26 protein-coding genes are annotated in these 25,444 nt (G+C 55.1%); 8 read left to right on the top strand and 18 right to left on the bottom strand.

All coding sequences use genetic code 11. The annotated features are described in order from the left end of the window. Nucleotides 1-64 precede the first annotated feature (64 nt). From ACQG0T_RS07395 to gspC, 15 genes are all read right to left on the bottom strand, one after another. On the bottom strand, nucleotides 65-1,876 hold the full coding sequence (locus tag ACQG0T_RS07395) for a glycoside hydrolase family 19 protein (RefSeq protein WP_017693713.1): 1,812 nt from the start codon (nucleotides 1,874-1,876) through the stop codon (nucleotides 65-67). A gap of 134 nt (nucleotides 1,877-2,010) precedes the next feature. Beyond that, nucleotides 2,011-2,451 carry a type III secretion system invasion protein IagB gene (iagB, locus tag ACQG0T_RS07390; protein WP_252051694.1) on the bottom strand — a complete coding sequence of 147 codons (441 nt, stop codon included), beginning with the start codon at nucleotides 2,449-2,451 and terminating at the stop codon, nucleotides 2,011-2,013. 102 nt (nucleotides 2,452-2,553) lie between these two features. After that, nucleotides 2,554-5,256 (bottom strand): glycosyl hydrolase family 18 protein, encoded by a 2,703-nt coding sequence (locus ACQG0T_RS07385; RefSeq protein ID WP_032670228.1) that lies wholly within the window; start codon nucleotides 5,254-5,256, stop codon nucleotides 2,554-2,556. A 254-nt stretch (nucleotides 5,257-5,510) separates the two neighbouring features. Next, nucleotides 5,511-6,308, bottom strand: coding sequence for a prepilin peptidase (locus ACQG0T_RS07380; protein ID WP_045348972.1), 798 nt, complete (start codon nucleotides 6,306-6,308; stop codon nucleotides 5,511-5,513). After that, nucleotides 6,305-6,790 carry a type II secretion system protein GspM gene (gene gspM / locus ACQG0T_RS07375; RefSeq protein ID WP_017384857.1) on the bottom strand — a complete coding sequence of 162 codons (486 nt, stop codon included), beginning with the start codon at nucleotides 6,788-6,790 and terminating at the stop codon, nucleotides 6,305-6,307. Before gspM ends, ACQG0T_RS07380 begins: the two co-directional genes overlap by 4 nt. Then, nucleotides 6,787-7,920 carry a type II secretion system protein GspL gene (gspL, locus tag ACQG0T_RS07370; protein ID WP_271040650.1) on the bottom strand — a complete coding sequence of 378 codons (1,134 nt, stop codon included), beginning with the start codon at nucleotides 7,918-7,920 and terminating at the stop codon, nucleotides 6,787-6,789. The genes gspM and gspL overlap by 4 nt, the downstream gene beginning before the upstream one ends. Before the next feature lie 15 nt (nucleotides 7,921-7,935). Then, on the bottom strand, nucleotides 7,936-8,946 hold the full coding sequence (gene gspK / locus ACQG0T_RS07365) for a type II secretion system minor pseudopilin GspK (protein ID WP_032103417.1): 1,011 nt from the start codon (nucleotides 8,944-8,946) through the stop codon (nucleotides 7,936-7,938). Continuing rightward, nucleotides 8,943-9,551: a type II secretion system minor pseudopilin GspJ gene (gene gspJ, locus ACQG0T_RS07360; protein ID WP_032670232.1), complete on the bottom strand. Its 609-nt coding sequence runs from the start codon at nucleotides 9,549-9,551 to the stop codon at nucleotides 8,943-8,945. The genes gspK and gspJ overlap by 4 nt, the downstream gene beginning before the upstream one ends. Further along, nucleotides 9,548-9,928: a type II secretion system minor pseudopilin GspI gene (gene gspI, locus ACQG0T_RS07355; protein ID WP_015571001.1), complete on the bottom strand. Its 381-nt coding sequence runs from the start codon at nucleotides 9,926-9,928 to the stop codon at nucleotides 9,548-9,550. Before gspI ends, gspJ begins: the two co-directional genes overlap by 4 nt. Beyond that, nucleotides 9,921-10,406, bottom strand: a complete 486-nt coding sequence (gspH, locus tag ACQG0T_RS07350; protein WP_023303377.1) for a type II secretion system minor pseudopilin GspH — start codon at nucleotides 10,404-10,406, stop codon at nucleotides 9,921-9,923. The genes gspI and gspH overlap by 8 nt, the downstream gene beginning before the upstream one ends. Next, a complete protein-coding gene (gspG, locus tag ACQG0T_RS07345) occupies nucleotides 10,406-10,855 on the bottom strand; it encodes a type II secretion system major pseudopilin GspG (protein WP_003858352.1) in 450 nt (149 codons plus the stop codon). The genes gspH and gspG overlap by 1 nt, the downstream gene beginning before the upstream one ends. Nucleotides 10,856-10,858: 3 nt before the next feature. After that, a complete protein-coding gene (gene gspF / locus ACQG0T_RS07340; protein ID WP_045339548.1) occupies nucleotides 10,859-12,064 on the bottom strand; it encodes a type II secretion system inner membrane protein GspF in 1,206 nt (401 codons plus the stop codon). Further along, entirely contained in the window at nucleotides 12,064-13,542 is a 1,479-nt protein-coding gene (gspE, locus tag ACQG0T_RS07335; protein ID WP_023296198.1) for a type II secretion system ATPase GspE, read from the bottom strand. The genes gspF and gspE overlap by 1 nt, the downstream gene beginning before the upstream one ends. Nucleotides 13,543-13,556: 14 nt before the next feature. Further along, on the bottom strand, nucleotides 13,557-15,473 hold the full coding sequence (gene gspD / locus ACQG0T_RS07330; protein WP_015571003.1) for a type II secretion system secretin GspD: 1,917 nt from the start codon (nucleotides 15,471-15,473) through the stop codon (nucleotides 13,557-13,559). A 13-nt stretch (nucleotides 15,474-15,486) separates the two neighbouring features. Beyond that, nucleotides 15,487-16,218: a type II secretion system protein GspC gene (gspC, locus tag ACQG0T_RS07325; RefSeq protein ID WP_203436189.1), complete on the bottom strand. Its 732-nt coding sequence runs from the start codon at nucleotides 16,216-16,218 to the stop codon at nucleotides 15,487-15,489. Between the two features lie 300 nt (nucleotides 16,219-16,518). Here gspC and ACQG0T_RS07320 point away from each other — a divergent pair, with 300 nt between their 5' ends. Together ACQG0T_RS07320 and ACQG0T_RS07315 are read left to right on the top strand one after the other, a co-directional pair. Continuing rightward, nucleotides 16,519-18,081, top strand: a complete 1,563-nt coding sequence (locus ACQG0T_RS07320) for an ExeA family protein (protein ID WP_426723752.1) — start codon at nucleotides 16,519-16,521, stop codon at nucleotides 18,079-18,081. Beyond that, entirely contained in the window at nucleotides 18,081-18,719 is a 639-nt protein-coding gene (locus ACQG0T_RS07315; protein ID WP_032653093.1) for a hypothetical protein, read from the top strand. The genes ACQG0T_RS07320 and ACQG0T_RS07315 overlap by 1 nt, the downstream gene beginning before the upstream one ends. Here ACQG0T_RS07315 and ACQG0T_RS07310 read toward each other — a convergent pair. From ACQG0T_RS07310 to ACQG0T_RS07300, 3 genes are all read right to left on the bottom strand, one after another. Beyond that, entirely contained in the window at nucleotides 18,716-19,339 is a 624-nt protein-coding gene (locus ACQG0T_RS07310; protein ID WP_271040647.1) for a helix-turn-helix domain-containing protein, read from the bottom strand. The genes ACQG0T_RS07315 and ACQG0T_RS07310 overlap by 4 nt on opposite strands. 269 nt (nucleotides 19,340-19,608) lie before the next feature. Next, complete coding sequence (locus ACQG0T_RS07305) at nucleotides 19,609-20,439, bottom strand: N-acetylmuramoyl-L-alanine amidase (protein ID WP_040117433.1); 831 nt, start codon at nucleotides 20,437-20,439, stop codon at nucleotides 19,609-19,611. Beyond that, on the bottom strand, nucleotides 20,436-20,759 hold the full coding sequence (locus ACQG0T_RS07300; protein WP_259384552.1) for a heavy metal-binding domain-containing protein: 324 nt from the start codon (nucleotides 20,757-20,759) through the stop codon (nucleotides 20,436-20,438). Before ACQG0T_RS07300 ends, ACQG0T_RS07305 begins: the two co-directional genes overlap by 4 nt. Before the next feature lie 97 nt (nucleotides 20,760-20,856). On the opposite strand from ACQG0T_RS07300, the gene ACQG0T_RS07295 reads away from it, so the two are divergent. From ACQG0T_RS07295 to artJ, 6 genes are all read left to right on the top strand, one after another. Further along, nucleotides 20,857-21,375 carry a lipoprotein gene (locus tag ACQG0T_RS07295; RefSeq protein WP_015571007.1) on the top strand — a complete coding sequence of 173 codons (519 nt, stop codon included), beginning with the start codon at nucleotides 20,857-20,859 and terminating at the stop codon, nucleotides 21,373-21,375. Nucleotides 21,376-21,601: 226 nt separating this feature from the next. Next, complete coding sequence (gene artP / locus ACQG0T_RS07290) at nucleotides 21,602-22,330, top strand: arginine ABC transporter ATP-binding protein ArtP (RefSeq protein WP_006809439.1); 729 nt, start codon at nucleotides 21,602-21,604, stop codon at nucleotides 22,328-22,330. Nucleotides 22,331-22,348: 18 nt separating this feature from the next. Next, nucleotides 22,349-23,080: an arginine ABC transporter substrate-binding protein ArtI gene (gene artI / locus ACQG0T_RS07285; protein WP_047727441.1), complete on the top strand. Its 732-nt coding sequence runs from the start codon at nucleotides 22,349-22,351 to the stop codon at nucleotides 23,078-23,080. A 6-nt stretch (nucleotides 23,081-23,086) separates the two neighbouring features. Then, nucleotides 23,087-23,803 (top strand): arginine ABC transporter permease ArtQ, encoded by a 717-nt coding sequence (gene artQ / locus ACQG0T_RS07280; protein ID WP_003858367.1) that lies wholly within the window; start codon nucleotides 23,087-23,089, stop codon nucleotides 23,801-23,803. After that, nucleotides 23,803-24,471: an arginine ABC transporter permease ArtM gene (gene artM / locus ACQG0T_RS07275; RefSeq protein ID WP_199129803.1), complete on the top strand. Its 669-nt coding sequence runs from the start codon at nucleotides 23,803-23,805 to the stop codon at nucleotides 24,469-24,471. Before artQ ends, artM begins: the two co-directional genes overlap by 1 nt. A 179-nt stretch (nucleotides 24,472-24,650) precedes the next feature. After that, nucleotides 24,651-25,382: an arginine ABC transporter substrate-binding protein ArtJ gene (gene artJ / locus ACQG0T_RS07270; RefSeq protein ID WP_047637463.1), complete on the top strand. Its 732-nt coding sequence runs from the start codon at nucleotides 24,651-24,653 to the stop codon at nucleotides 25,380-25,382. The last annotated feature ends 62 nt before the right edge of the window (nucleotides 25,383-25,444 follow it).

Here is a 25,444-nt window from a genome sequence, read left to right as displayed (position 1 = left end):
CCCTCTCCCACAGGGAGAGGGTGCAGACACTAAAACGGCAACCCTGGGGGTTGCCGTTTGCTGTTTATAATGCCGTCCAGGCTTCAGCCCATGCCAGACCTGCGCCAGGTTCATAGTACGTCGGCGCATTGTTACACCAGCCGCTGTACGGGAACGGTTTGCACTGGAACAGTTTACCGTGGTTGTTCACGATATCACCGGCGTTGTACTTGCTGTTCGCGCTCCATGCCGGGTAAGACGTATCTTCTCCGGATGGCGTTGCCGCTTTCGCTTTCACGTTCAGCAGGTAAGACGTGGTGCTGCTTAGTTCGCCATCGCTGACGGTCAGGCTCACTTCATACTGCTGCGCCGTCGCAGACTCTGGCGCGGTAAAGGTCACAACCGCTTTGTCCTGACCGGTAACAGTCTGACCATCCTGGGAACGCCAGGTATACGTCAGCGTGTTACCATCTGGATCGGTAGAGCCTTCGGCGCTCAGAGAAACCTGCGCACCCGCTTCCACTGCACCGATCGGACCGGCAATCTGCGCAACCGGCGCGTGGTTCACCACAACCGGCGTTTCATCCGGCGTTGGGGTTGGTGCCGGCGTTTCATCGTCGGATGGCGTCGGTGTTGGCGTGACCGGCGTTTCGTCCGGGGTCTCGGAAGAACCCTCGTCGTTAACAATTTTCACGTTAAAGAAGTGCTGCACGCACTTGCTGTAGTCACCGTCTTTAAATGCGCTGAACGGGGTCTGGTAACCCACCAGCTGGCAAGAGTAGGTTTTGCCGTCCGGAGTATCCGCGCTCCATCCCCAGTCCTGTTCCCAGTAAATCTTCAGGGCGCCTGCGCCACCTTCGTCGAACTGCTTCATGTTGGCGCAACCCAACACTTCGTTCGCCGGAACAGGCACTTTCAGGTAGTTCGCGAACTCTTTGTAGTACTTGATACGGTTTTGAGACTGCGCAATTTCAGTCGGGCCGCCGCACTCAACGCCGCCGTTGATGATCTGGGTGGTCACACCAAAGCCCGGAACCAGACCGTTGGCTTTATCGTGATCGTTCGGCTGCCATGTACCGTCGATCACCTGCAACATGCTTGGTTTTGGCGGCTGCGGATAGGCGAAGAAGAAGATCGCACTCGCCAGGTTCAGCCAGGTGTCCGCCACCAGCTCAGGTTTGTCGAGCAGCGTACGCACGTCGCCGTACATCGCTTCAGAGAATGGGCCGTAGTTGTAATTGTAGGACAACTGTTTCGCACCACGACCGAAGTAGCTCAGGAAATCGCCGTCTTTATCTTTACCGCAAGGCCAGGTCTGCCCCTGCCAGACGTCCGGGTTACATTCGCCGTTATAACCGCCCTTCTGCCCTTCGCTCCAGCCCATTTCACGTACGTGGACCAGCGCCTGACGCCATTCGGCTTCCGGACGCCAGCTTTCGTGGCCGCCGGTCTCCTGGGCAAAGTGGGCAAACATGGTGGCCAGCTCTTTGCGGCAGATGGCGTCGCTGTCACGACCGTCATTGTAGGTCTTACACAGCGCCGGGAATTTACCCACGGCTTTCAGGAAGTTGCTGTAGGTATAGGCCTGCGCGCGCAGCGGGAAGAGATATTCCCAGTCGCTGGCTTTCACAATCCCTTCAACGCGTTTAACGTTGTCCGGGTTCGCCGCCCGGCCTGGCTCAATCAATTCAACCTGCGCGTTATCCAGCGTCTGGATGGTCTCTTTAACCGAAGCCATCAGCGGGAAGTCCGTCAGTTCCTTCTCTTTCTTCGCCAGATCGCTGGCTTTGATGGTGTACGGCTCACTGCTGGTCTCCTTCAGGTTAGCAGCCTGAGCCATGAGTGGCGCCACGCAGGCTCCCGCAATGAGTACACTCAGTAACGTCCTTTTGTTCATTTCAGTTTTCCTGTTCGTTTAAAATTAAATGTTATAATCCCGGCTTAGGTATTACTCCGTTAATACATAAACCACATTCAGCTGTTTTCACTTTTCGAAGAACACCTTCAGGAATTCTTCAAAAATAAAAAACGTTAATAACGTGCTGCTAATTTGAGTTGCTGATATTTGGCCCAGACCTTATGGGCATATTTCATCCTCTGCGGATAATTTTCTTTTTTCAGTCCGGCGTTATACGCGCCAACGGCTTCCCAGTTATAGCCATACACCCTGATCATCCCGGCGAGGATATAAGCCCCGACCATGATCGAAGTACATGGCTCCGTGATTAACCGGTATTCGTCGATTCCTCTGCTTTCCAGCGCGGTAAAATGCGAACTGTTGATTTGCATCAGCCCGACATCCCGCGTGCCATCGCGGTTTTGCCCAACCGCATACGGGTTCATTCCGGATTCCACATTCGCTATCGCGTACAGTAAATAAGGGTCGACATGATAATAATGCGCCGCTTTATTCCAACAGTTTGCCAGAGCGCTTTGGCTTATTATCAATAACAACAAAATCAACTTTTTCATTTTTACCTGCTGACAGTTTCGGTTATTTCTCCTTACCAACATCCTGTAAAATGAATTTTGAATCACTCCCCCTCTAAAAGGGGGAGTCATTAATGGGTTAGATTATTTGCAGTCTGTTGATGCGCCTTCTTTTACCCATACGTCGCTGTTGGCTGGATTATCACCACGGGTCCACCATTTCGCACGGTAAACGTTTCCTTCATAGGTGGTGGTGTCGCCGCCGTTGTAGACCAGGTCAGAACGCCAGTTCATCTTCACGTTGCTCACCAGCTCCCATGCATCCACACCGAAGCCAGGCTGATTGCCCTGAGTCCAGTACTTCGCTTTCCACACCAGATGGTCGAAGCTTACGGTATCGCCACCGTTGTAGATTTTGCTGGATTCCCATGCCGCATATTTGCTGGCGTTAGCATCCACAGGCGCATCGCAGCTCCCTTTGTCAGACGGTGGAGTCACATCATCAGCCGGCGGGGTAACGTCATCCGCCGGGTTAGTGTCTTCGTCATCTGGCACAGGTGCAGGCGCCGCTTTCGGATTCACGGTGACCTGGACGTTAGACTGCACGCTGGTCTTACCGTCGCTCACCACCACGCTCAGGGTGTAGGTAGACGTCGAGCTCACTTCCGGCGCAGTGATGTTCACGTTCGCGGAGTCAGTCCCGGTAGCGTGCATATCTGCTGGTACACTCCAGGCGTAGGTCAACGCATCTCCGTCTGGATCCGCGGCCTGGGCATGCAGCGCATAGGTTTCACCTGATTCAAGCGTGATCGCTTCCATTGGGTTTAAAACCGGTGCCTGGTTAGCTTTCGGCGCCTTGTTCACCACCTGGACATCAATCGCGTTGCTCAGGCCTTTTGCATCGGTCACCGTCAGGCGGAACACCATGGTCTGGTCGGACGTCGCGGCGGCAACGTTAAAGGTCGCTTTCGCTTTGGTGCTGTTGGTGATGGTGACCGACGGACCAGAGACCTGAGTCCATTTGTAGGTAATCGCATCGCCATCAGGATCGCTTGAAGCAGAGCCATCGAGCGTGACGGTTACCGGGCCAGACACGTTCTGATCGGCAGAGGACGCGATTGGCGCGTGGTTGGTGACCTCCGGATCAACCGGCGTAGCGTCGCCGCCCAGCAGGCTTTCGTTCATCGCGTTCAGGATGTCACCGGTGTCAGAGTCGATAGACCATGCGAACAGGCCACCCAGTTTATTCGCCAGAACATACTTACCTTTCGCCGTGGTTGAACGCGCATCTTCATACGTGATCAGGTCGCCGGTAGTTTTGTTGAAGACGTAAGGGGCTTCCGCATCAGCGTCGTAGCCGTATTCCCAGCCTGGTTTGCCTTTGTATTCGTTAACGATCTGACGATAGTCAACCACACCGGGTTCCCAGGTCCCTTTCACCATACCTGTAGCGGTGCCGGTGAAAGGATTGTTACCGGTGTAGCCATGCACGCCGGTCCAGCCGCGGCCATACATTCCCGCACCCACCACGATCTTGCCTGGTTGTACGCCCTGGGAAAGCAGCGCGTTAACGCCATTTTCAGTGGTGTAGTCAGTGTCCGGACGCCATGCTGGCGCGCGCAGCGCCGCCTGGTGGCCGAGAACGGTGTTGCTCCAGCCGCCGTAGAAGTCATAGCTCATCAGGAAGATGTGGTCGAGGTACTGCTGAGCGGCAGTGTAATCCACGTCTTCGATCTTATCGCGGCCTGCACCGATGGCGCTGGTCAGTTCATAGGTACGGCCCGTCTGTGCAGAGAGCTCGTTCAGCATGGTGCGCAGGTCATGCATCAGCGCGGTATAGGTCGCTTTATCCTGCTGCGGATTGCCCAGGTTTTCGCTCACACCGCCGCCGCCAGGGAATTCCCAGTCGATATCCACGCCGTCAAAGAATTTCCAGGTCTGGAGGAACTCTTTCACAGAAGAGACAAAGCGTGCGCGGATAGCCGGGTCACCCATGTGGAAGAAGGGATCGGAGAGCGTCCAGCCGCCGATAGATGGCAGCACTTTCAGGTCCGGATGCGCTTTTTTCAGCGCCATCAGCTGGCCAAAGTTACCTTTATACGGGTCGTCCCAGCCGGAGACGCCAGCCTGTGGTTTTTGCAGCGCAGCCCATGGGTCGTGGATCGCCACGGTATAGTCAGGTCGGCCCTTACAGTCGTTCTGGAGCACGCGGAAGCTGTTGCCGCCTTCAATGGTTTTCAGGCCGTCGTTGATGCCGTCACCGCCACAGATTGGAATGAAGCCGTAAAGAATGTGGTTGAGGTTTGCCGCAGGGATCTTATCAACCGGGAAGTTACGGTCATAAACGCCCCACTCCGGGAAGTAGGCCGCAACCACTTTATCGGTATGCTTCGCAAACGCTTTGTTATTCTCTTTGAGAGACGTATTCAGCGGCAGCAGGTGGCTACCGTCGGTGTCTGCCACAATAATCAGCTTGCTGGCGCTTTTCGCACAGCCGCTGGCGTTACAGACTTCAACCTGCTCCTGATAACGCCCGCCTTTTTTCACTTTAAACGTTGCAGAGCCCGTCGCGCCGGCTGCGCCGGTCCATACGGTTTGTCCGTCCAGCAGAACTTTCGCTGAAGTTGGCGCATCACCACTCCAGACGTTCCACTCAACTTTTACATCCACGCCATCGTTATGCACTTTGACAAGATTGTTATAATCCTGGGCTGCCTGATCCACTTCCACCAGGGCAAATTTGTCATTGCCATAGCCGATCGTCGGTGCCCCTGGCGCTGCTGCAAATGCGGAGCTGGTTGCCGCCGCAATAAAGAGCGCCAGATATTTTGGCTTCATAAATTTCATTTTTATTTCCTGATAAATTTATTCGTAACGTAATAACCCATGTCTTCCGTGAGATCATGGATGCGTTTCGCGTAATGCGTATTTAACCAACGTGAGTGCCGTGAACAAAAAATTGTTGCTGCGTTGTATTCCTCCATTAAAAGATACAAGCTGAAATTCCGTGTAGCTTATATCTCTTACGATACACTGAGCGTAAAGGGTCGTCCTTCCCTTCCTCCATCAAAAAGATTTATAAAAAATCTTGACCTGTATATTTAAAATGTGAAAGCAAATTGCTGGCTCATAAATACCCCTATTCCAGCAAAGGCGAGATAAGGACCAAAAGAAATAGTGAGGTTATTTTTATTTAAATTATTTACGGCGAAATAACCGACAATACCGCTTAACGCTGCCGCCAGTTCAATGGAGGGCAACACCTGCCAGCCGCACCAGGCGCCCAGCGCCGCCAGTAGCTTAAAATCCCCGTAACCCAGACCTTCTCGTCCCGTGATCAGACGAAAAGCCCAGTAGAGCAGCCAGAGCGACAGATAGCCCGCCACCGCGCCGAACAGCGCATCGCGTAGCGGCAACGTGTGGTCAAACGCATGGAGCACTAACCCCGCCCACAGCAGCGGCTGGGTCAGGCAGTCCGGAAGCAGCTGATGCTGCCAGTCGATCATGGCCAGCGGCAGTAAAAAAGCCGCCAGTAACCACAAAGAGAACAGCGCCTGAACGTCCGGCATGCACCAGGCCGTGATGCCAAAAAACAAGGCGGAGATCAGTTCGACCAGAAAGAGTCGCAGCGGGATCGCGCTGCCGCACTGGTGGCAGCGTCCCCGTAATAACAGCCAGCTGAGCAGCGGGATGTTTTCCCACGCGGCAAGTGCGTGCTGGCACACCGGACAGTTCGAGGCCGGAAAGAGCAGATTGCCACTCCCCTCCTCATCCATCACCATCCCCGGTACGCGTTCGGCGACAACGCCAAGAAAACTGCCCACAATGCCGCCCAGGATCGCACTCATTATCGGGAACCCTACCGGAAAGGCGTCCCGCATCAGCGAAAAGGTATTCATGCGTTTTTTGACCAGGTGAGCTGCACCTGCGCTTTCACGTCGCTGAGGTGGTCCACCGGCGTGAGGTTTATTTTTTGCAGTCTCACGCCGGAGGTCTGATTAATTTCACGCAGCCAGCTTCTTAATTCATACACATTCACCCGATTCAACACGAACGATAAAGTTTGCCCCTCCTGGCGCATATCCGTCAGTGAAAGGTTAATTTCATGGGCGCTGTTCTCGACCACCGTACGCGGATTATTCGTTTTGACTATCTGGACCTGAAGATGATTTTTATCAATTTCACTGCGCATCCAGTTAAGGGTTTCTTTTTGTCTTTTAAGCGTCGACTTACTATTTTGAATCATATTATCCAGGGGGATCACTCCCGTGTAATACACCACTGCCCCCACAATGGCAACGGCACATATTTTTAAAATAATTTTTTCCCGGGTGCTATAATTCTGATAGCGTGACTTCAGCTGCGCGATTCGCTCTTTCATTTATGTTTCCCTGCGATCATGGCGGTATACGGTTCGGTTGTTGAAACAGGCTGTAAGGTAAAATCAAAATTCTCACTGGTCTGGTTAACAAACGCCTGCAACGCGGGCTGGTTTTGCGCGCTGACGCTCAGCGTCAGGGTGTTTTGCTGCGCATCGTATTCCAGCAGCTCGATCTCCATCGCAAGGACTGACTGCCGGGCGTTCTCCAGCTCATCAAGCTGAAGAAAGAATCCCTTGCTCTGTTTTTTCAGGCTTTGACCAAAGTGATATTTGATATTGGTCTGCTGGCGCATGCTGGGGAAATGGTGCTGATAAACCTGGACGATCTCCTCCTGCACCCGATTTTCCTGCTGCACCAGCATCCAGGCCATTGCAATGCGTGGCCCCAGCAGCAGAGCAACAGACAGCACACCCGCCGCCACCATCGCGGCTTTCATACTTTTCGCCGCCCGCCCATTACCGGCCTTAAGGCTGAATTCACCGTGAAGCAGGTTAACGCGGCAGGTTTGCCACTGCGGCTGAATCAGTGCCAGCGGATGCTGCCAGGCATGCTGCACGTCAACGTGCACCTTCGCAGGCGCATCGCCGTAACACCACACTTCCCCGACCCCGGCTTTCTGCATTAACAGCGGCAGCAGGGTTGCCTCCATTTCACCCGCCACATGGGGCGATAAACGCAGCCAGTAGCTATCATCCTGTGCGACCAGCGTGCTGCCCCCTGCCGTCACGGGCAAGAGCCAGGCATCAGGCAGGGCCTGAATCACGTTTAATCCGGCCTCCTGACAGCGGGTTAATGCCGCGCGCAGGCGGTCGGCGTCAATGGCCACGGCGTCGACGTCGGCGCCTTTTTTGTGGAGTACCGTCCAGTGGAGGTTGTCCACGTCGCCAATCAGCGTCTCTTCCGCCATCCACGAGAAGGCCATCGCCTGAGAAGCCACCTTTTTCGGCAGCGTAAAATGGCGGAAAATCATGTCGCTGGCGGGCAACAGGAGACAAACGCGCGTAGCCAGGGGGTGTTCGGCCAGCATCTCCAGGCTGTCGACCACCTCAACGCGCTCGCTGCCGGACTCACACCACATTATTTTCCCGCCCTCGCGGCTGTCGGGACGAACAAAAAGTACCTGTTTCATAACGTTCTACTTTTCTTATTCAATCATTCGGTAACGACGCTGCCACGTCACGATCTCACCGGCTTCGTTATTCACCTGAAGCTGGCTGACCACGCGAAGCGTTAATTCATCGGTATTGCCGGTGTAATTCACGCGGAAGTACCGGCTGTTTATAGAAAATTGATCCGCCACCTGCGGGAGATCGTCTTTTAACTGCGGGAAGGCCTGCTCCAGCGCTTTGCTGAACGCTTCCATATTTTCCCAGCCCGATTCCGGACGCGCATCCAACAGGCGAACGGCGTCATCCCGCGTCAGTTTTCCCGGGAACATGGCCGCCAGCACGGCGGCCTGTTCCGGTTGCAGAGTGTTGACATCGACCTTGCTGACAGTGTCCGGCAGCGCGCATAGCAGCTTGCTCACCTTCGGATACGCCGTAACAGGGAACGCCGGCAGCAGTTTGATTTCTGCGATGCTGCGCATCATCTGATTTGCCGGTTGCCGCGCGGGCACGACGCCAGCCCACGCATCGCTTTCGGCCCCCTCCTTCGCCGTGGTGCTGTCACCATCGAGATAATCCACCAGCTGGAAATAGACCGCCTCCGCCGTGCCCGGGCTGAGGCCGCTTTCCGTCAGGAGTTGTTCAACAATCCGCTCTTTACGCGATTTTTCCGCCACCCCGGGAGCGCTTTGCCCCTGGGGTGCGATGTCGGCGGTCAACAGGTTATTGACGTTAAAGCAGTCCTGCGCATCTTCCACCTGGCTCACGACCGTATAGTCCTCACCCTGCGTCTCCAGCGGCTGATGCCAGTCGCCGTCCAGGGCCAGCGGCTTGCTCTCGCCGCTGGCGTCGGTCTGTAACCGGTCCTTCACCACTTTTTCCTGGGTTTGCATCGCCCAGCGCAGCTGCTGCTGGCTTACCTGATAATGCGTTTTCTGCAAATTACGGCAGAACTGCTGGCTGATTTTGGCGGCCAGCGCCGACATCATCACCAGCAAAATCAGCACCACCAGCAGGGCGACGCCCTGTTGTTGACGGATCCGTTTCATGGTCTGGTCTCCGGCGAAGGCGCTGGCGCTGCGGCAGCGGCCACCTCCGGCATATCACCCGGTGTAGTGAACACCCAGCGCCAGGTATCCCCGTTTTCCATCGTCAACGTAACCTCCACGCCGTCCGGCAGATGGGCGGCGTCGTGCCAGGCGGTCAGCCAGCCCTGACGATAAAACCGCCACTGCAATGATTTTACGCCGCTGACAATCGGCACCTCGTCAGGCTTAACGTCCGCCGGGCCGTCAATGACCGGCCAGACGTCGCGATACAAACGCCCCTCTTCCAGCCGCCAGCGCACGCGCTCCAGCTGGACCGTTCCGCTCACGCCATTCAGGGTGGTCAGTTCAAGAGCATCGCCCTCCTGACGAAACAGCTCCGGCTCATTACGCGGGGCGCGCGCCTGAAGCTGGAAAAAATCACGCTCCATCAGACTCCAGGCGCGCTGAAGCTGGTTGAGCTTTGCGGCGCTGGCATCGGTGGCCGAGCTGGTACGCATCGCGCCGTCCAGAATTTGCCAGGCCAGGGTGCTGATCACCGCGAAGATAGTCAGCGCAATCATGATCTCCAGCAGGGTAAATCCGCGCTGGCGTCGCGTTTTCTTCACTTGCTCTCTCCCGGCGGAATGATGCGCAGGGAGATAACCGGCTGGCTCTCATCGCTTTCCGCATATACGCGTAGGGTATTCGCCCAGACGTTGTCGGCGGTTTTCACCCGCTGCTTACGCCAGTTCCAGCTGCGCCCGCCCATGATTTCCGTCCCCTGCTGTTCAGCATCCGGGAAGTCAGTTCTGGTGAGCTGTGCCTCCGCCAGCTGGTTTTCCGCCACCCAACTGGCCTGCAAGGTATCGGCCAGGCCATGGGTAAAACGCACGTTCAGGGAGACCGAGTTCATCAGTGCCAGCGCGGCGGTGGAGAAAATCACCAGAGCGACCATCACCTCCAGCAGCGTCATCCCCTTTTGCTTTTTGTTGCCGTTAGCCATCGTTTTCTACCGATACCGGCGCCGCACCGTGCGACACCACGCGGAAATGGTGCTGTTTGTCGTAACTTTGCAGCGTCAGCGTAAAGCGGCTGATTTCACCGTCCGGTAAAAAGATCACCTGCGGCTCGGAGGTCACCGTCGCGGCCAGACGCTGCGGCGAAAGCGACACATGCATCTCTTCCGGAAAATCACCTTTGGTGTTAATGCGTCCGGCAGATAATGGCATCCAGTGACGCTCGCCTTTTTTATCGGCGATCGTCACCAGCTGATATTTATCGGTGGCGATCACCAGCCCAACAATATTTCCGTCCATCACCGCACGGTCTGAACCATAATCAACGAGCGCTTTTAATTGCTGGCCAAATATATCCGCGCCGCTGCGCGAAGGAATGGTGGACACCACCATCATGGCGCAACTGGCAAATATCACCAGCGCCAGAATAATTTCCAGCAACGTAAAGCCGCGTTGATTTTTCATTATTTCTCTTTCTTATCGAGAGACCAGTTGGTAATGTCATCGGCGGTATTGGCTTCGCCGTCCGGACCGGCTGAGAAGACGTCCACCGCGCCGTGTTCACCCGGGCTCACCAGAAGATAATCATTGCCCCAGGGGTCCTGCGGCAGGCGACGGATATAGCCGTCCGTGCGGTAGCCGTTCGGGATTGGCGCGATTTCAGGTTTGGTCACCAGCGCCTGCAAACCCTGCTCTGTGGTCGGGTAGCGGTGGTTATCCAGCTTGTACATATCCAGCGAGCCTTCGAGCGCGACAATATCGCTGGTTGCTTTTTGCGTATCGGCTTTTTCCTTATTGCCCATTAAATTTGGCACCACCATACTCGCCAGTACGCCGAGAATAACAATGACCACCATTAATTCGAGCAATGTAAAGCCCGCCTGGCGAGCCAGGTTTTTACGTTTTAAAGCCATGATTTAACCTACCATATTATTAAGTTGCAGAAGCGGTTGTAATATTGACAGAACGATGAATAAAACAATCGTCGCCATGGATACCACCAGCGCCGGTTCAAAGACCGACAGCGTTAATGTAATTCGATGTTGTAAGGCCGATTCCTGATTTTCCGCCGCGCGATCCATTAAATTACCTAATTCCCCGCTCTCTTCACCGGAGGCAATCATATACAGCATGGTGGGCGGGAATAATTTCGCCTGTTCCAGCGCCGCATACAGCGACGCCCCCTGGCGCACGGTGTCGGCGGCCTGTTCCAGCACCTGCCGGGCATAGCGGTTTTCAATACCGTCCATCGCGATATACATTCCCTCCAGCAGCGGCACGCTACTGGCCTGCAAAATGCTCAGGGTACGGATATAGCGGGCACTGTTGATGGCGCAGACCAGCTTTTTAATCGGCGAGCCGTTCACCAGCCAGCTGTGCCAGCGAAAACGGTTTTTGGCATTCCTCAGCCAGGTTTTGAAGCCGATAAAGCCGCCGCCCAGAATGCCCACAATATAAATGCCCCAGGCTTGCAGGAAATCACTTACCGCAATCAGCGTCCGGGTGGTGATCGGCAGCTGCTGCTTCATGTGGGTAAACTGCTCGATCACCTGCGGCACCACCGCCACCAGCAGGATGCTGATGACCGCGATGGCGACCACGGTGAGGGTTATCGGGTAGACCATTGCCTGCGTCAGCTTGCTTTTCATCTTCTGGCGCTGCTCGTTGTACTCCGCCAGCTTTTCCAGCACGTCGCCCAGGTGACCGGTTTTCTCCCCGGCCATCACCAGCGTGCAGTAAAGCTTGTCGAAGGTGCGCGGAAACTGGCTGAAGGCATCGAACAGGGTGTGGCCTTCCACCACCTTCTCGCGGATCTCCACCACCATCGCCGCCAGCTTTTTGTCTTCCGTCTGCTTCGAGATCGCTTTCAGCGCGCTCTCCAGCGGCAGCGCGGCGTTGACCAGCGTCGAAAGCTGACGGGTAAACATCGACAGCACCGGGGTGGAGAGCTTCGCCCCGGTTTTCGCTTTCCCGCCCGCCGCCTCGCGGGTTTCGGTGATGCTGACGGGCATCAGCTTTTGCTCGCGAAGCCACTGGCGAACCTGCTTCTGCCCCTCGGCCTGTAACGTCCCGCGCTGGGTTTTCCCCGCGGCATCCGTTGCCGTCCAGGCGTAGAAAGCCATTACGCATCCCCCCCACGTTCGGCGGTGACGCGCATGACCTCTTCCAGAGACGTCACGCCGCCGATCACCTTCAGCAGCCCGTTTTCACGCAGGCTGTAGGCATGCTTAAAAAGCTGCGTTTCGAGGGACATTTCGTCCTTATCTTCATGGATGGCGCGGCGCATGGCGCTGTCCACCACCAGGAATTCATGGATACCGGCGCGGCCCTGATAGCCGCTCTGGCGGCAGTGTTCGCACCCCACCGCGCGGTAAATCGCGTCTGGCGGCGCGGCCATAAAGCTGAACAGCGCTTTTTCATTGGCGTCCAGCGGACTGGTGGTCCGGCAGTGCGTACACAGCCGACGCACCAGACGCTGGGCAATGACACCGAGCAGCGATGAACCGATTAAGAAGGACTCCAGCCCCATATCCCGCAGACGGGTTATCGCCCCTGCGGCACTGTTGGTGTGCAGCGTCGACATCACCAGGTGACCGGTCAGCGACGCCTGCACCGCAATCTGGGCGGTCTCACCGTCGCGAATTTCCCCGATCATCACCACGTCCGGGTCCTGACGCAGAATGGCGCGCAGCCCGCGGGCAAAGGTCATGTCCACGCGCGGGTTAACCTGCGTCTGCCCCACCCCTTCCAGCTCGTACTCAATCGGGTCTTCCACGGTCAGAATGTTGCGTTCGTGGCCGTTCAGCGCCGAAAGAATGGCGTACAGCGTGGTACTTTTACCGGAACCCGTCGGGCCGGTAACGAGGATGATCCCGTGCGGGCGGTCGATCAGCCCTTTCAGCTTCTCCAGCTCTTCATCAATCAGCCCCAGCTTGTTGATGTCGGGCTTGAGATTGCTTTTATCGAGCAGGCGCATCACCACGCGCTCGCCGTACTGGGACGGAATGGTCGAGACGCGCACGTCGATGGCCTTGCGACCGATGCGCAGGGAGATACGGCCATCCTGCGGGAGGCGTTTCTCGGCGATGTCGAGTTTCGACATGACCTTGATACGCGACACCAGCAGCGGGGCGAGCTTACGCGCCGGTTGCAGCACCGGGCGCAGCACGCCGTCAACGCGAAAGCGTATGCTCAGGGTGCGCTCGAAGGTTTCGATATGAATATCCGACGCGCCGTCCTTCACCGCCTCGCCGAGAATGGCGTTGATCAGGCGGATCACCGGCGAGTTTTCATCGTTATCGAGCAGATCTTCGTTATCCGGGATCTCCTCGGTTAACGCCATCAGATCGATATCCGCGTCCATGTCGTCCACCAGCTGCTGCGACACGCCGCTGCTCTGCTGCCAGATTTTGGCCAGCATCTCGTCAAACGCTTCCGGCGCCAGGGTAACCGGGACAAACGCGCGTCCCAGCACCCGACGCACCTCCAGCAGCGCTAACGCCGGGGTGTCCTCACGGATATAGACGTCATTGTTGTAAAGCAGAACGCCGTTTTCTTTTGCGTAGTTGCTGCTACACAGGGTTTTAGTCAGTTCGTCCACGTTTCCCCTCCGCCTTACTCTTTAAACGGATTGCGTGCCGCGTGGGTTTTCACGGGTGCAGTGCTGGCGGCAGGAAACGCTGGCAGTACGGCGTTGTCGCTCGGCTCGACAATACCGAGCTTTTTCTCTTCCACGCGCTGCATCTGGCGCACCCGGATCTGGTCGTATTTCTCTTTCGAGGCTGCGCTGTAGTTGTCGTCGTCACGCAGGACGGTGGTATGAATAAACACCATCAGGTTGCGTTTGGAAGTATCCTGCGAGGTGTAGCGGAACAGCTGCCCGACCAGCGGGATATCGCCGAGCAGCGGCACTTTGGAGACCGACTGTTTGGTCACATTTTCCATCAGACCGCCGAGCACCACCGTCTGGCCACTGTGGACCATCACTTCGTTATTGATCGTGCGCGTGTTGAAGGTTGGGCCGAGGCTGGAATCTTCCGTTGCGCTGTTGTCGACGCTGGATACTTCCTGCTCAATCTTCAGGTGGATCATGTCGCCATCGTTGATTTGCGGCACAATCTTCAGCTTGGTCCCCACGGTTTTACGCTCAACCGAGTTAAAGACGTTGTCGCCGCTGGTGGTTTGCGAACCGGAAAGCACCGGCACATCCTGACCGACGTTGAACGACGCTTCTTTATTATCCAGTGTGACCACGCTTGGCGTGGAGAGGATGTCGTTTTTACCGTCGGTGGAGAGCGCGGTCACCAGCGCACCGAAATCACCGTTAAAGAAGCCGGTCGCAAGGCCCGTGAAGCTCGCCCCTTTCATGGTGCCATTTTTAATCTGGCTGATTGGCAGGCCGGTAGCGCCAAACTGCACGCCGCCGTGCTTGCTCGTCCACTGCACGCCAAGATCCAGGCCGTTGCCGTCCTGCACTTCGGCAATGATCGCTTCCACCAGCACCTGCGGACGGCGAATATCCAGCTTGTCGATCACCTTCTCCAGGGAGTTCATCACGTTAGGCTGCGCGGTGATCACCAGGGAGTTGGTCGACTCGTCGGCGGTAATGTTCAGGTCTGTTGAGGCGCTCGCGGTTTTCGCTTTGGCCGCGCCCGGCTTGTCTTTCAGCTGCTCGCCAATCCCCGTCAGCACCGGTACCACTTTGGTGGCGCTGGCATATTTGAGGTAGAAGACGCGGGTGTTCCCCTCGTTATTCTGCTCGCGATCCAGCTGATGGATAAGGGAACGGGTACGCGCGCGCGCATCTTCCGAGCCGCTGATCACCAGGCTATTGGTTTCGTCATCCGCCACCACCTTGGTCGCCAGCTGCGGCGCATTCTGCCCCTTCTGCTCTTCGTTGTTGAGGTTATTCAACATATCCGAAAGCTCTTTGGCAGAGGCAAAGCGCAGCGGGATGATTTCGCGGCGCTGAATACCGTCTTTATCGACGCGCTGAACCAGATCCACCAGGCGGTTCACCACCGAGGCTTTACCGGTTAACAGCAGGACGTTGGACGGCTCAAAGTGGACCACATTCCCGATGCCGGTGGCATCGTTGAGCTGACGCAGCAGCGGGGCCAGCTCGCGAACGGGTACGTTTTCCATACGCACCACGCGGGTGATAATCTCGTCACCTTTGCCCGGGTTCTTGCTGTCTGCCAGCGGCGCACCGGCGGTACGCGCTACGCTTGAGCGCACCACTTTGACCATGCCGTTGTCCATCGGGATCACCGACAGGCCGTAGAGATCCAGCACGCTCAGGAAGAACTGGTAATACTCATCCTCCGTCAGCACGTTGTAGGTTCTGACCGAGACGGTTCCCTGGACGGACGGATCGACCAGAATAGTTTTGTTGAGATTGCGACCTACCGTATCGATAAACTCGCGAATATCAGTATTTTTAAAACTTGCGCTAAAGTTAGCTGCAAGCAGCGAACTGGAATATAACGACAATGCGGTCAGCGCCACGCACGCCCAGGGAAATTTTTTCATGTCTGCACACTTATTAATTGTTTAGAACATTAACCCGAATATTTTCAAGGTGAGCGTGACGTCGTACGATGACCTCCGCTTCTTTCATTTTCGACCAGTTGGCAATAATGCTTTTCGCTTTTGCTTCATCGGTCATATCGACAGAGTTAACCTGAATCGCCACATCGCCTTTTTCCAGACCTGACTGACTGTAAAAGGCGGAGGCATTCCTTGGGTTTATCCTGTAGCCTTCCAGTCGGCCTTTTTCAATGATGGGTTTTAACACCAGATAATCATCAAGATGCACACTCTCTGCGCCAGCATCTTTCGTCGATTTTGTAACCGGGCCGCTCTCCACGCCCCCCTTAAAATAGTCCGGTTTATTTAACGCCAGTACCTGCGTAGCACCTTCATAATTAACCACCACATTATCTTTGTTTATTTCCTGAATAAATGCGTCGTTAAACCCGGCGAGCGGTTCACCCTCGCGGTAGCTTCGCTGGCCGCCCGGGGTTTTGATGACAACGAAGGAGAGCCAGGCGTCATCACTGCGCACAATGCCTTCAATCTCCGCCGCCAGCGGGGGTTTTGCCGCAGCCGATAAATTCTCCTGACGGACGGCAGCCGTAAAAAGCGTGAAGGGTTTGTCTTCGCGCGTTTTTTTCAGCGGCTGTAGGTCAGAATTAGCAAACTTATTCATAACTTTTTTATAATCTTTAAAGGTGAGATAGCCTTGCTGGCCACAAAAAATGAGCAGCAAAAACATAATACAAGGCGTTATCCACCGTGACAGAAATGAGAACCTCATTTTTTATCCGGCCTATAGCAAAGCAAAAATAAGCAGCGTCATACTGCGCCAATATGGAGGAAAATAGTAATAAGCTGTTGCAAACGCGACCACTGACTTCGCCACCAACTTTCATAAAGAAAAATATTGACCGTATAAATTCCAGATGTTAGGCGCAGCCGGCTGGATATTTTTACTCTGTCTGCAAATTGACCGCTCAGGGGCATTACCTTACTTTCTGCTGCTGTTGCTATTCCTAATCAGAGACGGTAAGTCGTTATGTATCAGAGCCACTTTAATTTTAAAAATCCGCCATTCAGGACAATCACCCGTTTATCCGGTGATTTTCTGGTGCCTTATCATCAGGACGTGTTCAACCTGCTGAAAGAGAAAACCCAGCTGGCGGGAATTATCGGGCTTTTTTGCGACGACGCTCCGCTTCTGGGTCAGTTCATCGACGCGCTGAAAGCCAGCAACCATACCGTTCTTGCCATCAACGCGTTTCCCAAACTGAGTGCCAGTAGCCTGCTGTACAAACTCAACCCGGGAACGAAAGCGATTAAAGATCGCATGCAGGCGGTGGATGCCGTCCTGCGCCAGTGGCAGGAGGGGAAAGCGAAATCCAGAGTAGTGACGATCGCCCATGCCGAAGCCATGAAGGAGAGCTGCCGTGAAGTCCTGGGAACGCTGCTCACGCGCGCCCAGGAGCTGAACTTCCGGCTCGCCGTGGTACTGACGGGCAATGCGGATCAGGAGATCCTGCTAAAGCAACCTGAACTGCGCGAATATACGCACACGCATCATGCCCTGCGCCCCCTGACCTGCCGCGAATACCTGAGCTATGTACAGGCCCAGTGCGAAGAACACGGCTGCGAAAACTCGCCGTTGCCGCCTGCCCGCGTGCGCAAAATGCACACGCTAACCAAAGGCAACATCAGCAAACTGAACGCGCTGGCGCACCTGTCAATGCTCGCCGCCTGGACGGAACGCGCGGCCCAGGTCAGCCCACGTCATTTACGTCTGGCGGCGGGAGAGATCCTGCCCGCCCAAAAACACGGTAAGCGCCTGGCGACCGTGGGGCTGTTTGCGTCCGTGCTGTTTGCCGCCTGCGGCTGGTATTTGACCTCATCGATCGGCGCACGCCTGCCGATCCAGCTGCCGGTGCCCGTCAGCTGGAAACAGCAATCGCTAAAAGTCGAAGCGCCCGTAGTGCCGGTTATCGACAACGAAATAGTTAATCAGCCGGATGCGATGCATCAGTTGTATCTCATGTGGGGGTATGACGCCTCGGCCGAAGATGCGCTGTGCCAGAACGCCGCCAAAGTGAACCTGATGTGTAAACAGGGGAACGCGTCGCCGGAGACGCTGGCGCAGGAAGGGTATCCGTGGGTCAGTGAACTGAAAACCAGCGGCCATCTTAACTATGCGGTGGTCGCCAGGGTCGGGGACACGTCCATTGACCTGTTAATGAATAACCGGACCTGGCAGGTGAGCCGCAGCTGGTTTAACCGGCACGCGACCGGCAACTTCACCCAGCTGCACCGCCTGACACCGGAAGGTAAAGACGCGATCGGCGCGGCCAGCGACAGCAAAGATATGGCCTGGCTGGATCAGCAATTAAGCCTGGCGCTGAGCCAGCCTGAAACGCATGCCCGGATCTGGACCACAGAGATGATGAAACGCACCCGCGAGTTCCAGCAAAAAATGCATCTGCACGTGGATGGTATCCCCGGTGAAGATACGCTGATGCAGCTGATGCGCGTGACCAACAGCACGCCGGGCGTACTGATTCAGACCACCCGCACCACCCCGGACGCGAAAATGCAGGAGAAGAAAGCCTAATGTCGACCATCTGTCTTGCGGCCCAGCGCAGCTATACAACCGGGGAAGCGGTCTGGTTTTCGTACCGTCTCCCCAGCCTGAAAAACGTATTCGGCAAAACAGCGTTATGGCTGGTCGGGCTTTGCGTCATGCTGGTTGTCGGCCTGTATATGCACGTCTACTGGAACCTGCACCACCCGGCGCCTGAACCGGTCAACGCCAGCGTTGCGAAACCGGAAACGCAGCTTTCGGATATGCATTACGTGTACGTGAGTAAACCGTTCCCGCATCCGCAGCCTAAAGCTGCGCCAGTGCCAGTTGATGTTCCATCGATGCAGGATCTGCCGATCAACAGTGATGATGGCGACTGGCAGCAGGCGCCCGACGGCGCGGTGCCACACGACGCCTCGCGGGATACCTTACCCGGGACCGAAGCGCATGAGCACGATAACGCTCCCGCCAGCACGGGCAGTGAAGAGTCATCATTAACGGAATTATTTAAGCAGGCGCTAAAAGAGCAGGAGCAGGATTATTCTCAAGGAAAAATTCCCGCGCCGCCGGTTGACGAAACGCAGGATAATTCACAAGCCAGTGTAAAAAACAGTGGAAATAGCCGTTCTCCTTTCAGTGAAAAAGGAGACGGCGGGAGCAGGTATTAATATTTTTCAGGCAGTGCGGTAAGGTTAAGCAGTCGACCTTTTTCCACCACAATATATTGACCCTTTTTCAGATCGGAGAGGATTTTAATAATAGTGCTACGTGCCAGGTTAGTGTATTCCTGAATGTAATCATAAACGTTAATATCACGCTGTTGTTGAACAATCAGGTCGTTAATCTCATATAAAAATTCGCGGACAACGGAATACGCACTGCGGGCAACCAGAACATCATCACGTTTGCTCAGCATGCAGATGTACCAGGAAAGGACTTTGGTCAGTTCTGGCCACAGATTTTTTTCGGACATCAGCTGGGCGAAGACCTCTTTCTTGATCGAGCGAACAACCGTATTCGTCCGAACAAGGCCGTACATATGGGTGGCGTTGTAATACATTGACGACAGGCCGAAAATGCATTGCCCGGTGACGGTGAACATGCACAGTTCGTCAGATTCACGTCGAAATTCGACTTCACCGCTAACGATAATATGAATATAGCCGGAATCAGAAGTGGAAATTTTCTGCCATTTTTTTAACGTTCTTTCTTCAACGCCTGAGGTTGCAGAAATGATCTTTTCCATTTCATGTTGCGGACGTAATTTTTTTCCATAGATGCTTAACATTGTTATACCCGATTTAAGATGTGATTTTTAAAAAGAATGGCCACGGTGTTGTTACCGAGCCATAAATATTTTTCCTGATGAAAACGTCAAGAATAAACAAAAAAAGAGTGAAGCTTTTTATTAATTCGCCAAATTACTTAGCGCGCTATGTGTCCATCTTAAATCCGGATAATTTTAAGTCAATTAACTAAAAATGAAATGAGTTTGTACTTAGGATTAATCTGATAGGAACTTACGAAAATATACTCATTCGGGGGTAGTCCGAAGGTTTACCCCTGCCCGTATTTCTCTAAAAGTGCTTCGGCAATCGCCATGGTTTCCACATCCGCTACGCCATTCCATAACTGCGGACGGAAATGCATCTGGAAAACCATGATGATGCGTTTTTGCTGTTCGGGCGTACTGTTTTCTGGCACTTCGTAACCGTAGCGCGCCAGCAAATCGAGCAGTGCTGCGGTATCAACCTGCTGATAATGCGGTCGCCCGTTGATATAAAAATCTACGCGCGCCGGATCAGGCCAGGCTCCGATACCCTGCTGCGCCAGTTCGCGCCACGGAAACAGTGGCCCAGGATCGTCTTTACGCTGCGGGGCGATATCCGAGTGTGCCACCACGTTCTGCGGTTTAATGTCGTAGCGGGCGATGATGTCTCTGGCAAGCGGGATCAGCGCCGCAATTTGCCCCGGTTCGAAGGGGGTAAAGGTTTTCACGTCACCGGTTTTCCGCCAGCCGCGGTTTTCCAGCTCAATGCCGACGGAGGTATCATTTATGCGGTTGGTGCCACGCCAGAAGCTGATGCCCGCATGCCAGGCCAGTTCGCTCTCCGGGACCAGCTGCCAGATACGCGGTTTGCCCTGCGGAGCTGGCGGCTTTGCGGGGATGAGATAGTGAGAGCTGACGTTTTTATCGGTCAGGGTCGCAAGCGAGGTGTCGAAATCATCGGCGGTGTAGTGAATAACCAGCACCTTTATACGCGGGTAGGCCGCCTGCGCCTGATGGCGCGTATCCAGCTCGTAGGCGCCTTTATCAACAATGCCCTCTTCCGAGGCGCATCCTGCCAGCAACATCGCCAGCAGGAGGGTTGAGAGCGAACGCTTCATCGACGGGTCTTCACCGCCGTGCCGCTTATGCTCACCATTAGCATGCTGGCATCTTTCCCGACCGTTTCGTAGTCGATATCAATGCCCACCACCGCATCCGCGCCCAGCGCTTTGGCCTGCTCGCCCAGCTCCTTAAACGCAATCTCGCGCGCCTTACGCAGCTCTTTCTCGTACGCGCCGGAACGACCCCCGACGATATCCCGAATGCCGGCAAAGAAATCGCGGAAAATGTTTGCGCCCAGAATCGCCTCACCGGTGACCACGCCGCAGTACTCGGTAATCGGTTGACCTTCCAGGGTTGGCGTTGTTGAAAATTGCATACTTTCTCTCCTTCTTTAGCGTTCAATGCGTTAGCGACAGCATTATCGGTTCGTTACGCTATGATTGAAAGGATAGTTAATAAATAAGGAAATCAACATGCGCTACTCTGCTTTAACGCTTTTAGTGCCATGCGCGCTGGTGCTCAGCGCCTGCACAACGCCGGTCACGCCAGCCTTTAAGGATATCGGAACCCGCAGCGGCCCTTGTATTGAGGGTGGCCCGGATGCCGTGGCGCAACAATTTTATGATTACCGTATTCAGCATCGCGGTAATGACCTGACCGCCCTGCGCCCGTACCTGAGCGATAATCTGGCGAAACTGCTCACCGACGCTTCGCGCGATCCGCAGCACAACGCCCTGCTGTCATCCGATCCGTTCTCCAGCCGCGCCACGCTGCCGGACAGCGCCGACGTCGCCAGCGCGTCCACCATACCGAATACCGACGCACGCAATATTCCCCTGCGCGTGAAGCTCACCCAGGGGACGCAAACCTGGCAGGATGAGGTGCTGATGATCCGTGAAGGCCAGTGCTGGGCAATAGACGATGTGCGCTACATTGGCGGCAGCGTTCATGCCCCGGCGGGCACCCTTCGCCAGTCGATCGAGAACCGCTAACGCCTCCGTTCAATAAACGTTAACCCCGTAAAATGTCCGGCATTTCCTGCGGAATGCCGACATTTATACTCGCCCCCCTTTCCCGTCGCTATTTTGTGCTATGTTTAAGAGGAAACACGGGTTATATTTAACTTTTAACGCAGAAATATTGCATAACTATTCTGTCAACGGTACTATCTGCGGCCTCAATTGCTATAGATTGCCTGGATGAGTAAAGACTGCCCCGATGAGTATTAAACTAAACGGCATTAACTGCTTCTACGGCGCACACCAGGCGCTGTTCGACATTACGCTGAGTTGCCCGGAGGGCGAAACGCTGGTTTTGCTCGGCCCAAGCGGCGCGGGAAAAAGCTCCCTTCTGCGTGTTCTTAATCTGCTTGAAATGCCCCGTTCGGGGACGCTGGCCATCGCCGGTAACCATTTTGACTTCGCGAAAACCCCGTCTGATAAAGCGATTCGTGAACTGCGTCAAAACGTGGGCATGGTTTTCCAGCAATACAATCTCTGGCCGCATCTGACGGTGGTGCAAAACCTGATTGAAGCCCCGTGCCGCGTGCTTGGCTTAAGCAAAGACCAGGCGATGGCGCGTGCGGAAAAGCTGCTGGAACGTCTGCGTCTGAAACCGTACAGCGACCGGTATCCTTTACACCTCTCTGGTGGTCAGCAACAGCGTGTGGCGATCGCCCGTGCGCTGATGATGGAGCCGGCGGTGCTGCTGTTTGACGAGCCAACCGCGGCGCTGGACCCGGAAATTACCGCCCAGATCGTGAGCATTATTCGTGAGCTGGCGGAAACCAACATTACCCAGGTCATCGTGACCCACGAGGTGGAAGTGGCGCGCAAAACCGCCAGCCGCGTGGTTTATATGGAAAACGGGTATATCGTTGAGCAGGGTGACGCGAGCTGCTTCACTAACCCGCAAACCGATGCCTTCAAAAACTATTTATCTCACTGATGTGTTAGGGAAATTATAATGAAAAAAGTATTGATTGCCGCGCTGCTTGCTAGCGTCAGCCTTTCCGCTACCGCAGCCCAGACCATCCGTTTCGCCACTGAAGCGTCCTACCCTCCGTTTGAATCCATTGATGCGAACAACAAGATTGTTGGCTTCGACGTGGACCTGGCAAACGCCCTGTGTAAAGAGATCGACGCGACCTGTACCTTCAGCAACCAGGCGTTCGACAGCCTGATCCCAAGCCTGAAGTTCCGCCGTATCGACGCCGTAATGGCCGGAATGGACATCACTCCGGAGCGTGAAAAGCAGGTTCTGTTCACCACCCCTTACTATGACAACTCGGCCCTGTTCATCGGTCAGAAAGGTAAATACGCCTCCGTTGACCTGCTGAAAGGCAAGAAAGTCGGCGTGCAGAACGGCACCACGCACCAGAAATTCATCATGGATAAGCATCCGGAAATCACCACCGTGCCGTATGACAGCTACCAGAATGCGAAGCTGGACCTGCAAAACGGTCGTATCGATGCGGTGTTCGGGGACACGGCTGTCGTGACCGATTGGCTGAAAGCGAACGACAAGCTGGCCGCCGTGGGTGACAAGGTGACCGATAAAGACTACTTCGGTACAGGTCTGGGTATTGCCGTACGTCAGGGCAATACCGAGTTGCAGCAGAAATTCAACGCTGCGCTGGAAAAAGTGAAGAAAGACGGCACCTACGAAACCATCTACAAAAAATGGTTCCAGAAGTAATTCCTGATGAATGAAATTTTTCCTTTAGCAAGCGCCGCCGGGATGACCGTCGGCCTTGCCGTTTGTGCACTGATTATCGGCCTCGTACTGGCGATGTTCTTTGCGGTGTGGGAGTCCGTTAAGTGGCGCCCTGTCGCATGGCTCGGTTCAGCGCTGGTGACTGTGCTGCGTGGACTGCCGGAAATTCTGGTGGTCCTGTTTATCTATTTCGGCTCCTCACAGCTGCTGTTAACGCTGTCGGACGGCTTCACGATTAATCTCGGCTTTGCGCAGATCCCGGTGCAGATGCAGATTGAGAACTTCGACGTCAGCCCGTTCCTGTGCGGCGTGATTGCGCTCTCCCTGCTCTATTCGGCCTATGCGTCACAAACGCTGCGCGGCGCGCTGAAAGCGGTACCGCAGGGTCAATGGGAATCCGGCCAGGCGCTGGGTCTGTCGAAAGCGGCGATCTTCTTCCGCCTGGTGATGCCGCAGATGTGGCGTCATGCCCTGCCAGGGCTGGGTAACCAGTGGCTGGTACTGCTGAAAGATACCGCGCTGGTGAGCCTGATCAGCGTGAACGATTTGATGTTGCAAACCAAAAGTATCGCCACCCGTACGCAGGAGCCGTTTACCTGGTACATCGTCGCGGCGGCTATCTACCTGGTGATCACGTTGCTGAGCCAGTACGTTCTGAAGCGTATTGATCTGCGCGCAACGCGTTTTGAACGGAGACCAGGCTGATGCTGGATTATTTACCCGAACTGATGAAAGGGCTGCACACCAGCCTGACGCTGACCGTCGCGTCTATCATCGTGGCGCTGATCCTGGCGCTGATCTTCACCATCGTCCTGACGCTGAAAACGCCGGTGCTGGTGTGGATTGTACGTGGCTACATTACGCTCTTCACCGGAACGCCGCTGCTGGTGCAGATCTTCCTGATTTACTACGGCCCGGGCCAGTTCCCGTCGTTACAGGAATATCCGGTTATCTGGCATCTGCTCTCTGAGCCATGGCTGTGCGCCCTGATTGCCCTCTCCCTGAACAGCGCGGCCTATACCACGCAGCTGTTCTACGGCGCCATTCGCGCGATCCCGGAAGGCCAGTGGCAGTCCTGCGGGGCGCTGGGCATGAGCAAGAAGGATACGCTGGCGATCCTGCTGCCTTATGCCTTTAAGCGCGCCCTCTCTTCCTATTCCAACGAAGTCGTGCTGGTGTTCAAAAGTACCTCTCTGGCCTACACCATCACCCTGATGGAAGTGATGGGCCACGGACAGCTGCTGTACGGACGCACCTACGACGTGATGGTGTTCGGTGCGGCGGGTCTGGTCTATCTGGTGGTCAACGGTCTGCTGACCCTGATGATGCGTCTTATCGAGCGTAAGGCGCTGGCGTTTGAGCGCAAAAATTAATCGACTTAATGCATAAAGCTGTTTTCGTAGTGCGGGTAACCTGATGGGTTACCCGCATTTTTTTATGCATTAAATAATATTTAATCATATTTATTGCATATAAATTCATTGAGTGGCATTGTACATCCATGCCGCAGACACGGCGCATAATGACAAGATTGACAGACGGGAGCATTACAATGAAAAAGTTAGTTCTGGCCGCATTCCTCGCAACCTTCGCCGCTGGCGCATCCGCCGCCGATAAAATCAATTTCGGCGTTTCTGCCACCTATCCGCCGTTTGAATCGCTGGATGCCGGCAACCAGATCGTCGGCTTCGACATCGACCTGGCGAAAGCGCTGTGCAAGCAGATGCAGGCCGACTGCACCTTTACTAACCACGCATTTGACAGCCTGATCCCGTCCCTGAAATTTAAAAAGTACGACGCGGTGATCTCCGGCATGGACATCACGCCAGAGCGCAGCAAGCAGGTCGCGTTCACCGACCCGTACTACGCGAACTCTGCGGTGGTGATTGCGAAGAAAGGGGCTTATAAATCTTTCGACGAGCTGAAAGGCAAACGCATCGGCATGGAGAACGGCACCACGCACCAGAAATACCTCCAGGACAAGCATCCTGAAGTGAAAACCGTGGCCTACGACAGCTACCAGAACGCCATTATCGACCTGAAAAATGGCCGTATTGATGGCGTATTTGGCGACACCGCGGTCGTGAATGAGTGGCTGAAAACCAACCCGCAGCTGGGTACAGCGACGGAGAAAGTGACCGATCCGCAGTATTTCGGCACTGGCCTCGGTATTGCCGTGCGTCCGGATAACAAGGCTCTGCTTGAGAAACTGAACGGCGCGCTGAAAGCGATCAAAGCTGACGGCACATACCAGAAAATCAGCGAGCAGTGGTTCCCGCAATAACCTTTTTTGCCGGGTGACCTGGCCTACGGGGGTGGTCTGTAGGCCGGGTAAGGCGAAGCCGC

Origin of the sequence: Enterobacter cloacae complex sp. 302F9 (assembly GCF_050030335.1) — a bacterium.
Classification (GTDB): Bacteria; Pseudomonadota; Gammaproteobacteria; order Enterobacterales; family Enterobacteriaceae; genus Enterobacter; species Enterobacter hormaechei_C.
The sequence above is the reverse complement of the archived record's forward strand: the minus strand, read 5'-3'. Positions and strand labels throughout refer to the sequence as shown.